The organism is Enterococcus sp. MMGLQ5-1 (assembly GCF_013155265.1).
Lineage (GTDB): Bacteria > Bacillota > Bacilli > Lactobacillales > Streptococcaceae > MMGLQ5-1.
In genome coordinates this window covers 79,824-91,355 of record NZ_JABJXU010000001.1, presented here as the reverse complement: position 1 = coordinate 91,355, position 11,532 = coordinate 79,824, and the positions used below count along the sequence as shown (strand labels likewise).

Here is an 11,532-nt window from a genome sequence, read left to right as displayed (position 1 = left end):
TTATTAATACTCATATAATCCCTTATATTTTTTGGACGCCCCCTAAATACTTTTTATTTTAAATAAGCAATCCAAGTAATTGACTCTATCCCAGCTTCAAGCGTAATCAGTATACTATCATCATCCGCGAAAATACTAAAAATATCCTCCGAAAATTGCTCTCTTATCAAGCGTTTTAAAGCGAGTGCACTACCTGGAATTGTTCGGATCACAACAATCCCTTCACGCGTCTTAATTTCTAATAACGATGACTGAATTAAATTTTTTAAGCGATGACTACCGTCTGAAAGATTAGTCTGTGGCAGACTGTATTTAAAATTGGTCGTCTCACCAGCAATTTTAATAAGCGCCAATTCTTTAATATCTCTTGAGATGGTCGCTTGCGTCACATCAACACCAGTTGCGATTTTAATCGCTTTTGCTAAATCATCCTGTGTTGAAATCTCATTTTCCAGAATTAAATTGGCGATTAATTCTTGACGAACACTTTTCTTCATTGTTAATCTCCTTATGATTAAAGGGTATGTCAACCCGAATTATTTGCCTTATTTAATTTTCAAGCCAAAAATTTATTGATGCAGATTATCATGTGCCTGCTTAACAACCTCAGCTGGATTAATCGCCGGATTAAGCTCTGCCAGTCCATCTTTTTTTAAATAGGCTAAAAACTCAATATTACCATGACCACCAGTAATTGGTGAAAATTCAAGACCCTTTATCGAAAAGCCGATTGATAAAATCATTTCAATCGTTTTCTCTAAAACCGATAGATGCACCTTGGAATCCTTGATAATCCCATTTTTTCCAATCTGTGCACGACCTGCTTCAAACTGTGGTTTGATGAGTGCAATCGCTTCGCCGCCATCAGTTAACAATGGTAATAAGGCTGGTAAAATTAGAGCGAGTGAGATAAAAGAAACATCGATACTCGCAAATTCTGGTAAGCCTTGCTTGAAATCGGTGAGCTTAGCATAGCGAAAATTGTATTGCTCCATCACAATCACTCGCTCATCCTGTCGTAATCGCCAAGCAAGCTGATTGGTACCAACATCAACCGCATAGCTCAGCTTTGCACCATTTTGTAGCATCACATCGGTAAAGCCACCCGTCGAGGCACCAATGTCAATCACAATTTTAGCATCAAGAATGATGTCAAAACAGGTCAAAGCCTTCTCGAGTTTTAAGCCCCCCCTTGAAACATATTTTAATTTTTCGCCTTTAATATGCAGAATAGACTCAAGCGATATTTTTTCACCTGCTTTATCTAAACGCAAATTATTTTGATCGTAGACCTGTCCAGCCATAATCCCGCGTTTCGCTTTTTCCCTAGTTTCATATAGTCCTTGTTGAAACGCCAGTACATCAACCCGCTCTTTTTTCATGTTTCATCCTTTATTTTTAACTGACTAATAATAGGTTCAATTTTATTGGCATTAAAATCTACTATTTCCCCAAGCAATAATTCTGAATGTTCTAATTGCTCGCTTAGTAGCTGCTTCGCTTTTTCCAATCCAAAAAGGCTGACATAGGTTGCCTTATTTTCAGCAATATCCTTTTGTGGCGTTTTTCCAAGCGTTTCAAAGCTTTCCGTAACATCAATAATATCATCTCGAATTTGAAATGCCAAACCAATTCGTTCCCCTAGCTCTTGCAACTGATTTGCCGTTTTTTCTGGCACACCAGCAATAATTCCCGCTGCAATAAAAGGAAAAACGATCATTGCGCCAGTTTTTTTTGCGTGTAATTCTTTTAAAAGCTCGTAAGAAATCGTCTGATTCTCACTATTAATATCAATAGATTGACCGCCAACCATACCTCGAAAGCCACTAGCCTTCGCTAGCGCCGAAATCAATTTAACAACTATGTCAGCTTTAAAATCGACAGTTGATAAAAGCTGATATGGATCCAACAATAACGCATCACCAGCTAAAATTGCATTTGCTTCACCAAACTTTTTATGGTTTGTCAGCATGCCTCGTCTATAATCATCATTGTCCATCGCCGGTAAATCATCGTGAATCAAAGATGAGGTGTGAATCATTTCAAGAGCTGCGCCAACCTTTAAAACATCAGTCGTGATTTTAAAATTCAAGCCCTCAAGTATCTTAACCAATAAAATTGGTCTGAATCGCTTACCACCCGCTTGAATTGAGTAGCAAATACTCTCACTTAATAAAGACTCATCTTCCTGATAAAATGCTATAAGTATTTGATCTATCTGAGCCTTAATCTCTTGGTTATTCATTTGAAATCCCTTCAAAATCAACAATATCGCCAGTATCTGTCACTATTTTAGCTAAGGTTTTTTCGGCATTTTTCAAAGTCACTTGAAGCTTTTTGCTAATAGCCATTCCTTTTTGATACTCTGCTAAAGCAGCCTCTAAGGGTACATCGCCATTTTCTAAATGATTCACAATTGCTTCTAATTCTTCTAATGATTGTTCAAATGTTTTTTCCTCTGCCATTTATTCTCCCTCCTTTGACTTCTCAATAGCCTGAACGATTGAAATCAGCTTGCCATCAGGTAGCCTCGTCAGCATTTGATCGCCTATGTTAATAGCATCAGCCTTTCGAATCACTTGACCTGTCTCATTTTCTGTAATCGAAAAGCCTCTTAACATCACCTTTAATGGTGATAATAGATCAAGCGCTTGAATCGCATTAGCTGCTTTATTTTGCTTTTGCCTAATTAATTCGCGCATTGCTTGATTTAGCTGCCTTTCAAGCATCGCTAGCGTCTGCAGATATTGTTTAATTGCTCGATCAGGTGATTGGTGTGCTAAGCGATTAAGGATTCGTTCAGTCATTTGATATTGCTGGTTCAGTCTTTCCTTTAAGGCACTTGTCAATTTTTCACTCAGATAATCAACCTTTTGCAAATGTCCATCATACAGACGCATCGGTTGTCTAAAAATAACTGATTGTGCCAGCTGATTAGCCCTTAATCGATACTGACTAATTTGATTTTGAAGCACCTTCGTTAAGCGCTGATCCTGTCGCTGAAGTAAATTGATTAATTCAATCATATTTGGTGTCGCAATCTCTGCTGCTGCTGTTGGTGTTGCAGCACGGCGGTCACTCACAAAATCCGCTAGAGTAGTATCCGTTTCATGCCCTACTGAAGAAATAATCGGTAATTTTGATTCAAAAATAGCTCGAACCACCGATTCTTCATTAAATGCCCACAAGTCCTCAATCGAACCACCACCACGACCAACAATCAAAACATCAATCTCTGACATCTGATTTGCTCGCTGAATATTTTTAACGATTTCTTCCTTTGCGCCTACGCCTTGGACTTTTGTTGGAAATAATAAAATTTTTGCTAATGGAAAACGTCGCTCGACGGTGGTAATAATATCTCGAATGACTGCACCGCTTGGTGATGTAATCACACCAATCACCTTAGGAAATGCAGGAATCGCCTGTTTAAACTGTTCTTGAAATAATCCCGCTTTACTAAGCTGCGCCTTGAGCTGATTAAACTGTAGGAATAAAGCGCCAACACCATCAGGAATCATCTCCTCTAAAACAATTTGATATTGACCACTTTTTTCATATAAAGTCAAACGACCAACAACTAAAACCTTCATACCATTCTCAGGTTGAAATTTTAGCTGTCTAAACTTACCTGCAAACATTGTGGCATTAATTACCGCCCCATCATCCTTTAAGGAGAAATATTGATGAGTTGGCCGTTTCCGAAAATTGCTAATTTCACCAGTTAAATAGACAGTCTCTAAGTATGGATCACGATCAAATTTGGCCTTTAAATATTTAGTCAAGGTCGTGACTGATAAATATTCCATCTAAGTTCCTTTCTATATAATAATGAATTTAATTGATAATTAAGTATATTAATATATCCAATTTTTATCTATACTTCTGAAAATGCACAAACAAAGTCCATGCCAATAAAGCTTCACTTTAATTATCGCTTCGTAGTCTCTCCTTTTCCCATCAAATATCAATATTTGATGGGACCCACGCTAATGAAACTTCACTTTTGACATATTCTAGCTTCAATGGCTAGGCAATACTCTCCCGAAACCAATATTTTTTTCGATAAGTCAACTAACGACTAAAGCCGAAAGTTTCCTTTATCTCAAAAATCCTGATTTACCGTTCTAGTATGCCTAATCAGCCATCTCAGCTTTTTTTGCGGCGTCAAAGGTTTGTTCCATTAGCATTGTAATCGTCATTGGACCGACTCCACCAGGAACGGGGGTTATTAGACTAGCAATCGGTTCAATCTCATCAAACTTGACATCACCGATTAATTTACCATTCTCATCACGGTTCATACCAACATCAATGACAACTGCACCTTCTTTAACAAATTCTTTCGTTACAAAATGTCCCTGTCCAATCGCAACAACTAAAATATCAGCCTGTCTGGCAATCTCTGCTAAATTTTTGGTACGTGAATGTGCTAAGGTCACAGTAGCGTTGGCAGCCAGTAGCAGCTGAGCAATCGGCTTGCCAACAATATTAGACCTACCGATTACAACAGCATTTTTACCACTTAAATCGACTTGATATGCTTTAAGCATTTCCATAATACCAGCTGGAGTTGAAGGAATCATTAACGGATTGCCAACATTTAACAGACCAACGTTCATTGGATGAAAACCATCTACATCCTTTTCTGGTTTAATTGCAAGTAAAACCTTATCGGCATCAATCTGCTTGGGTACTGGGAGCTGAACCAAAATACCATGATAGCGAGTATCGTGATTATACTGCTCAATAATGGCTAATAGCTCTGCTTGTGTGGTTGTCTCTGGCAAACGAACAACTGTTGATAAAAAGCCTGCATCATTTGCACGTCGTTCTTTATTTCGTACATAAACTTGACTTGCTGAATCTTCGCCCACTAAAATAACAACTAAACCGGGGGTGATCCCTATCGCCTTTAACTCTGAAACCTTCGCCTTCAATTCGATTGCTTTTTGATCTGCTAATGCTTTGCCATCAATAATCACTTTTTCTCCTCACATTCATCTTTTTTATAAAAGAAAACCACAGTAAAGTCTGCTGTGGTTTTCATGAATTATTTTTATAACGATTATTATTCATTAATAACCTGTTTCAGAACACCATTAATAAAATTGGCCGATTGTGCTTCTCCGAAGTCCTTTGCCAGCTCAATCGCTTCATTAATTGCAACCTTTGCTGGTGTCTCCTCTGTATACTTAATTTCAAAAACAGCAATACTTAAAACGATTCGATCAACTTTAGTCAATCGACCAATTGTCCAGCCTGCCTTTAAATACTTGCCAATCTCTGCTTCAATTTCCGCTTGATGCGCAATCACACCTGAGACCAACTGATCTAAGTAAGCCGGTGTTAAAGTATTTTCAGCAACTAAGTTCTCATCTAAATCAAAAACATCTGAAATAGCCTGCTCCTTAGATAAACCCTCATCGAAATCTTGCATAAATAAGACTTGCATCGCTTTAATCCGAATTTCATGACGTGATAATTTAGCCATTCAACTCATCCTCATCAAATAATTCAGATAAATCTGCCTGAGTAAATTTTTCAGGAATCACCGAAACGATGTGAATATTGACCTCTTTAAGATTTAAGCCCGTCATATCATATACTTGGTGTTTAACCTTATCTTGAATTGCCATTGCCACCTTTGGCACTGAAACCCCATAATCTAAATAAACATATAAATCCGCATTGACAGAGCCATCGTCATTATTTTTTAAATAAACACCCTTACTGTGTGAAGAACGACCTAATTTTTCAGCAATATTAGAAGCAAGATTACCCTGCATCGCATAAACGCCTTTAATTTTTGAGGTTGCAATTCCAATAATGATTTCAATAACCTCAGGAGCAATAACTACCTCTCCTAATTCCTGCGTTTCTATAATTTTTTCTTCGCTCATTTGATTTCCTTTCTATCTCTAAAAAGCCGAAACAAATCTTTCTAACAATTGTGAACGAGCAGGAAATATTTTTTTCAAAATATACAAAACGGGCAATTTTTTAATTACTTAGTTGCATTTCTGAAGAAAAATATTAGCTTGAGATCGGGCTAATAAGCTATTAAATATAGCACCTCACTAAGCATATTTTAGCTCAATTACTGACCACCAATGTCAGATGTTTCCAATTTTTTTCTCTATGCTCTTGAAGAATATGAACCATCTTGAGTATTAATGATTAATTTATCACCAGCATTGACAAAAAATGGTACCTGTACCGTTAAGCCCGTTTCCATAATTGCTGGTTTTGAGCCACCAGAGGAGGTGTCTCCCTTGATATTTGGTTCAGTTTCTGCAACAACTAGCTCCACAGTTGTTGGTAAGTTAACACCTAAAATTTCTGATTCAAACATCACAACTGAAACTTCCATATTTTCTAATAAATATTGAAGCTCATCTTTAATTTGAACTGATGGAATTTCAATCTGTTCGTAATTATCTAAGTCCATGAAAACATGATTTTCACCATCAGCATATAAATATTGCATTTTTTTGGTATCAACCATTGCTTTTTGAACCTTAATTCCTGCATTAAAACGTTTTTCCTGAACCGCGCCGGTACGCATATTTTTTAGCTTAGTCCGAACAATAGTATTGCCCTTGCCTGGCTTATGATGCTGAAAATCTAATACTTTCCATAACCCGCCATCAACTTCAATTGTCATACCAATTTTCAAATCATTAATATTAATCATTAACTTAAAATTCCTCCACTAATTTTTATTTTGCCCTATATTCAAACACAAAAATGACAAAATTGTTTCTCTAACATTTTACCATGAAAGCACGGAAATCGCTATTTTTTCTGACTATAATCACGTGCAAAACTTATTTTTTCAAGACAATCAATTCTTTAGGTGCGTGCGTTAAAATAGAAACACCCGTTTGAGTCACCACTAAATCATCTTCAATCCGGACACCAAATTGATTTGGTAGATAAATGCCAGGTTCATCAGTGATTACTTGGTTTTCAATCAGCTTCAATTCTCGATTAGCGAAAAAAGGCTCTTCGTGTATATCAATACCAATGCCATGACCGATACTGTGCGTAAAGTAATCCCCATAACCAGCCTCTTCAATTATTGAACGTGCAAAACGGTCATAATTGCCATAGCTAATCCCTGCTTTCGCTTGCTTTAAAACAGCCTGATTAGCGGACAATACAGTCTGATAAACGGCTTTTACCTCGTCTGAGGCTTGATTGATGACGATTGTTCGTGTCATATCACTCACATAATTTTCATAATAACAGCCAAAATCAAAGGTAATGACATCACCTGTTTCAATTTTCTTTTGGCTAGCGACACCATGCGGCATTGCCGAACGAACACCACTCGCAACAATGGTATCAAATGAAAGACCTGAAGCCCCAAGCTTACGCATCTCAAAGTCTAAAAAATTAGCGAGTTCTAATTCTGTCTTGCCAATTTGAATAAAATCTAAAAGCTTAGAAAAGGCGTGATCACTAATCGCACAGGCTTGCCGTATGATTTCAATTTCCCCAGGTGTTTTAATTTCACGTAATTCTTCTACAAAGTTACTTTGCTCCAAGGGCGTTAAATTTAACGGTAGCTCCTCCAAGCGTAAATAATCTCGATAGCTAATTGTATCCTCAAAGCCAATTGTAAATTCAATAGCTGTACCTAAAAACATTTCAATTACTTCGTAAATATTACGATTCTCTGAAATTGTATAACCCTTGATTTGTTTAGTCGCTTGTTCAGTATACCTAGAATCCGTAATAAAAATATTATCATCTGGCGTCAATAAAACCGTCCCATTTGTGCCAGTAAAGCCTGTTAAATAAAAAACATTTTTTAAATTCTGAATCAAAATGGCATCTAATCCACTATTCTTCATTTTTTGACGCATTTTTTCAATTAATGTTTGCATATTTACCCCCTTTTTAAGAAAAGATTGTTAAACTATCATTAGTTTAACACTTAAACTGTTCTAAGTAATCATAAAATTATATTAACAATGGAGAATATCAATGAAATTTATTAGCTGGAATGTCAACGGACTAAGGGCAGTCGAAAAAAAGAGCCCAAGCTTTAGTGAAATCGTTAACACTTTAAATCCTGATTTTTTCTGTATTCAAGAAACAAAGCTTCAAGCTGGACAATCACCGCTTGACTTGGCAGATTATTTTGAATACTGGAATTATGCACAAAAAAAGGGCTATTCTGGAACAGCAATTTTCACTAAATCCGAGCCCTTAAGTGTTAGTTATGGTATCAATCTAGTTGATTTCGATAATGAAGGTCGCGTAATCACTTTAGAATATCCTGATTTTTATCTTGTTAACGTTTATACACCAAATGCACAACGTGAGCTGACTCGGCTCGATTATCGGATGGCCTGGGAGGATGCCTTTAAGGATTATTTAATCAATTTAAAAAAACAAAAGCATGTTGTGCTTTGTGGTGATCTAAACGTTGCCCACCAAAATATTGACTTAAAAAATTGGAAAACCAATCAAAAAAATGCTGGCTTTACACCCGAAGAGCGTGGTAAATTTGGTACTTTGCTTGATGCTGGCTTCACCGATACCTTCCGCTATTGCCATCCTGACTTAGAAGGGGCGTACTCTTGGTGGAGCTATCGATTTAATGCGCGGGCAAATAATGCTGGGTGGCGCATTGATTATTGGCTTATTGATAACAAGCTGAATGATAAAATCCAAAAAGCTGAAATATTAGCAGATGTTTTAGGCAGTGATCACTGCCCTGTTCTCCTTGAATTAGACATCAGCTAAAATAATTGATAATTAATAATTAAAAAGGTAGAGCAGCCCGCCGGCAGTCCTACCTTTTTATCTATTCTTGTTCCTGTAAATATTTGTAAACCTGAAAACCAGAGGTACCGCCTTCGCCCACCGCAGTCGTAATCTGACGTAAATCCTTCGCCCGAACATCACCACAAGCGAAGATACCTGGTATGCTGGTCTTTGTATCAGAGTCTGTCATAATCCAACCGGCAGCATCTGTGATGCCTAAATGAGTGAATGGCTCAGTAATTGGATCTAGGCCAACATAAATAAAGACGCCTCCTGCAACGACTTCCGAGACCTGATCAGTTTTAATGTTTTTTACTGTCACACCTGTTACTGATTTATCATCGCCATTAATTGCTTCAACAACGGAATCCCAAATAAATTCAATCTTTTCATTTTTAAATGCGCGCTCCTGAATGATTTTTTGGGCACGTAATTCGTCACGTCGGTGCACAATCGTCACCTTTGACGCAAAACGGGTTAAATAGATTGCTTCTTCAACAGCAGAATCACCGCCACCAACAACAATCAGCGCTTTTCCCTTAAAAAAAGCGCCATCACAGACCGCACAGTAGCTAACACCACGTCCAGCGTACGCCTCTTCTCCTGGCACTTCAAGATGACGATGAGAAGCACCTGTTGCGATTATTATTGATTTCGCCTCAAAGGTATCATCTTCTGTCTTAATTAACTTCGTCGCACCTTGATCGACAACTTCTGTAACATAGCCATAAGCATTTTCAACGCCAAATCTTTCTAATGGCTCATACATTTTGTATGCCAAATCAGGCCCTAAAATATTATCAAAGCCAGGATAGTTTTCTACCTCGGCGGTATTATTCATTTGACCACCAGGCGCACCTCTTTCCAAGAGTAACGTCTTTAATTCACTACGTGCCGAATAAAGTGCCGCTGTCATACCAGCAGGACCAGCACCAATAACAACTACATCATACATTATTATATCTCCATTTCTAATCGTTTAATTATCCAGTAAGCTAATTCTACGCCTTAATAAACAATTCATAAAATAATTTGCTTATCGTATTTCCGCCAGTCTAACTCAGACTACTTGCTTTCATCATCATTATCACTGCTATATAAGCAAAGGACAAGATTGGGACAGTTGATAAAAAAATCAAAATTAATTCAATCACTAACTTTTGAAAGCTTCGTCTTTTTAAGTGTCCATTGATGAAGACAATAAGTAAATAAAGAAAAATTATGATTAATTCTATGATTGAAACCGTTATTAAGCCTTTGATATAAAGCTCAATCAATAACTTCATCTATTCACCCTCTTCATCCTTCATCACTTACTTTCTAAATAATAAGAAATTATCTTTTGCCAAAATTTAAGGCTTTTTATTTATAATTCTGATAATACGCAATTTGTATTATCTCATGAAAATTGTTATAAATAAAGTAGTCCCTGAATTGAATTTACTAATTTATAGGTTTTTTGGAGAAATTATGAATAGAAAGCTAATTGCCCTTGATTTAGACGGTACAACTCTGAACCAAGCAGGTGAAATTACCGATTATACAAAAAAAATAGTGCAACAAGCCATTCAAGATGGTCATATCGTTGTGATTGCTACTGGTAGACCATACCGAATGGCGATCGAATATTATAATCAGCTGATGCTCAAAACACCAATGGTGAATTTCAATGGTGCCTTAACGCATCATCCAACTGATAATCGCTTCAAGGATTTGAGCTTCGATATTGATAAGAAGGATGTTCGCAGTCTTGTTATCAATCAAAAGGACTTTCAATTAGATTTTGTAGCCGCTGAATATCGAAAGAAATTTTTTATCAATCATTTAGATAATGCACATGCAGCTGTTTTTGGTCGAGATTCGTTAGACGAACGTTTTCAGCTAGAGCTTAAAAAATTAACAACTAATCCACAGGCTGTCTTAATCCAAACCTCAGTGCTAGACAAGCAGCGCTTTTCGCAAGACCTTAATTTCTATTTTGAAAATCGACTGAATATCAACCCTTGGGGCGGTCCTAATAAAATTTTGGAAATCATTCCTAAAAATGTCAATAAGGCGACAGGCTTAAAGCTGATAGCTGATTATTTTAAAATTGCTCAGACTGATGTCATTGCTTTTGGTGATGAATTAAATGACCTAGAAATGATTGAATACGCTGGCTTAGGAATTGCTTTAAAAAATGCAAATCCGAGACTTAAAGCAATCGCTAATCTTGAAACAAATTGGGATAATAACCAAGACGGAATGGCGAAAACTTTGAAAAGAATATTAGACTAAGATAGGAGCAGTAAAATGAAGGCTAAAATCATCCACTCAAATAAAGCAGCATTTATGCCATTACTTCTATTGGGTGATGAACAAAGCTCGTTAATCAACCAATATCTTAAAGATGGTACACTTTTTGCCTTTTATCAAGACGATAAACTCGTTGGCGTTGCAGTTGTTTTATCAATTGATTATGAAACATATGAAATAAAAAATTTGGCAATTAAGCCTGACTGGCAAGGGCAAGGATATGGTAAGGCCATTTTAAACTATCTTGAACAATATTATCTAAAAACAGCTAAAAAACTCCTTGTTGGTACTGGAGAGGGTAGTGATAATTTAATTTTTTATCAAAAATGTGGTTATCAGCTTGCCCATCTCGTACCCAATTTTTTCCTTGAAAACTACGATCATCCGATTATTGAAAACGGGATTCAGCTCAAGGATATGCGTTATTTGCAAAAACAGCTCGCAAAATAGAAGGAT

General features: G+C 36.8%; 15 protein-coding genes. 3 read left to right on the top strand and 12 right to left on the bottom strand.

All coding sequences use genetic code 11. The features are described 5' to 3' along the window. Window positions 1-53: 53 nt before the first annotated feature. The 10 genes from HOY35_RS00415 to HOY35_RS00370 form a co-directional block, all read right to left on the bottom strand. The gene (locus HOY35_RS00415) at window positions 54-497 is read right to left on the bottom strand and encodes an arginine repressor (protein ID WP_172210049.1); all 444 of its coding nucleotides are present in this window, start codon (window positions 495-497) and stop codon (window positions 54-56) included. 72 nt (window positions 498-569) lie between these two features. After that, a complete protein-coding gene (locus tag HOY35_RS00410) occupies window positions 570-1,382 on the bottom strand; it encodes a TlyA family RNA methyltransferase (RefSeq protein WP_172210048.1) in 813 nt (270 codons plus the stop codon). Continuing rightward, window positions 1,379-2,245, bottom strand: a complete 867-nt coding sequence (locus HOY35_RS00405; protein ID WP_172210047.1) for a polyprenyl synthetase family protein — start codon at window positions 2,243-2,245, stop codon at window positions 1,379-1,381. Before HOY35_RS00405 ends, HOY35_RS00410 begins: the two co-directional genes overlap by 4 nt. Then, window positions 2,238-2,465 (bottom strand): exodeoxyribonuclease VII small subunit, encoded by a 228-nt coding sequence (locus HOY35_RS00400; protein ID WP_172210046.1) that lies wholly within the window; start codon window positions 2,463-2,465, stop codon window positions 2,238-2,240. The genes HOY35_RS00405 and HOY35_RS00400 overlap by 8 nt, the downstream gene beginning before the upstream one ends. Continuing rightward, window positions 2,466-3,809, bottom strand: a complete 1,344-nt coding sequence (gene xseA, locus HOY35_RS00395) for an exodeoxyribonuclease VII large subunit (RefSeq protein WP_172210045.1) — start codon at window positions 3,807-3,809, stop codon at window positions 2,466-2,468. A gap of 327 nt (window positions 3,810-4,136) precedes the next feature. Further along, entirely contained in the window at window positions 4,137-4,985 is an 849-nt protein-coding gene (locus HOY35_RS00390) for a bifunctional methylenetetrahydrofolate dehydrogenase/methenyltetrahydrofolate cyclohydrolase (RefSeq protein ID WP_172210044.1), read from the bottom strand. Window positions 4,986-5,071: 86 nt separating this feature from the next. After that, complete coding sequence (gene nusB / locus HOY35_RS00385; protein ID WP_172210043.1) at window positions 5,072-5,494, bottom strand: transcription antitermination factor NusB; 423 nt, start codon at window positions 5,492-5,494, stop codon at window positions 5,072-5,074. Further along, window positions 5,487-5,903, bottom strand: a complete 417-nt coding sequence (locus tag HOY35_RS00380) for an Asp23/Gls24 family envelope stress response protein (protein ID WP_172210042.1) — start codon at window positions 5,901-5,903, stop codon at window positions 5,487-5,489. The genes nusB and HOY35_RS00380 overlap by 8 nt, the downstream gene beginning before the upstream one ends. A gap of 236 nt (window positions 5,904-6,139) precedes the next feature. Further along, on the bottom strand, window positions 6,140-6,697 hold the full coding sequence (gene efp / locus HOY35_RS00375; RefSeq protein WP_172210041.1) for an elongation factor P: 558 nt from the start codon (window positions 6,695-6,697) through the stop codon (window positions 6,140-6,142). A 133-nt stretch (window positions 6,698-6,830) separates the two neighbouring features. Beyond that, window positions 6,831-7,895, bottom strand: coding sequence for a Xaa-Pro peptidase family protein (locus tag HOY35_RS00370; RefSeq protein ID WP_172210040.1), 1,065 nt, complete (start codon window positions 7,893-7,895; stop codon window positions 6,831-6,833). Between the two features lie 100 nt (window positions 7,896-7,995). Between HOY35_RS00370 and HOY35_RS00365 the strand changes: the two genes are divergently transcribed. Next, entirely contained in the window at window positions 7,996-8,760 is a 765-nt protein-coding gene (locus tag HOY35_RS00365) for an exodeoxyribonuclease III (protein ID WP_172210039.1), read from the top strand. A gap of 61 nt (window positions 8,761-8,821) precedes the next feature. Here HOY35_RS00365 and trxB read toward each other — a convergent pair whose 3' ends face one another. Beyond that, entirely contained in the window at window positions 8,822-9,736 is a 915-nt protein-coding gene (gene trxB, locus HOY35_RS00360; RefSeq protein WP_172210038.1) for a thioredoxin-disulfide reductase, read from the bottom strand. Between the two features lie 100 nt (window positions 9,737-9,836). After that, on the bottom strand, window positions 9,837-10,067 hold the full coding sequence (locus tag HOY35_RS00355) for a DUF4059 family protein (protein WP_172210037.1): 231 nt from the start codon (window positions 10,065-10,067) through the stop codon (window positions 9,837-9,839). 184 nt (window positions 10,068-10,251) lie between these two features. On the opposite strand from HOY35_RS00355, the gene HOY35_RS00350 reads away from it, so the two are divergent. Both HOY35_RS00350 and HOY35_RS00345 read left to right on the top strand, forming a co-directional pair. Then, complete coding sequence (locus HOY35_RS00350; protein WP_172210036.1) at window positions 10,252-11,058, top strand: Cof-type HAD-IIB family hydrolase; 807 nt, start codon at window positions 10,252-10,254, stop codon at window positions 11,056-11,058. Between the two features lie 15 nt (window positions 11,059-11,073). Continuing rightward, complete coding sequence (locus tag HOY35_RS00345; protein WP_172210035.1) at window positions 11,074-11,526, top strand: GNAT family N-acetyltransferase; 453 nt, start codon at window positions 11,074-11,076, stop codon at window positions 11,524-11,526. Window positions 11,527-11,532: the final 6 nt, after the last annotated feature.

Coding starts and splice junctions, on each gene's coding strand:
- HOY35_RS00345 (WP_172210035.1), top strand. CDS start 11,074: ATGAAGGCTAAAATCATCCACTCAAATAAAGCAGCATTTATGCCATTA.
- HOY35_RS00400 (WP_172210046.1), bottom strand. CDS start 2,465: ATGGCAGAGGAAAAAACATTTGAACAATCATTAGAAGAATTAGAAGCA.
- HOY35_RS00405 (WP_172210047.1), bottom strand. CDS start 2,245: ATGAATAACCAAGAGATTAAGGCTCAGATAGATCAAATACTTATAGCA.
- nusB (WP_172210043.1), bottom strand. CDS start 5,494: ATGGCTAAATTATCACGTCATGAAATTCGGATTAAAGCGATGCAAGTC.
- HOY35_RS00380 (WP_172210042.1), bottom strand. CDS start 5,903: ATGAGCGAAGAAAAAATTATAGAAACGCAGGAATTAGGAGAGGTAGTT.
- trxB (WP_172210038.1), bottom strand. CDS start 9,736: ATGTATGATGTAGTTGTTATTGGTGCTGGTCCTGCTGGTATGACAGCG.
- xseA (WP_172210045.1), bottom strand. CDS start 3,809: ATGGAATATTTATCAGTCACGACCTTGACTAAATATTTAAAGGCCAAA.
- HOY35_RS00410 (WP_172210048.1), bottom strand. CDS start 1,382: ATGAAAAAAGAGCGGGTTGATGTACTGGCGTTTCAACAAGGACTATAT.
- HOY35_RS00355 (WP_172210037.1), bottom strand. CDS start 10,067: ATGAAGTTATTGATTGAGCTTTATATCAAAGGCTTAATAACGGTTTCA.
- efp (WP_172210041.1), bottom strand. CDS start 6,697: ATGATTAATATTAATGATTTGAAAATTGGTATGACAATTGAAGTTGAT.
- HOY35_RS00350 (WP_172210036.1), top strand. CDS start 10,252: ATGAATAGAAAGCTAATTGCCCTTGATTTAGACGGTACAACTCTGAAC.
- HOY35_RS00365 (WP_172210039.1), top strand. CDS start 7,996: ATGAAATTTATTAGCTGGAATGTCAACGGACTAAGGGCAGTCGAAAAA.
- HOY35_RS00415 (WP_172210049.1), bottom strand. CDS start 497: ATGAAGAAAAGTGTTCGTCAAGAATTAATCGCCAATTTAATTCTGGAA.
- HOY35_RS00370 (WP_172210040.1), bottom strand. CDS start 7,895: ATGCAAACATTAATTGAAAAAATGCGTCAAAAAATGAAGAATAGTGGA.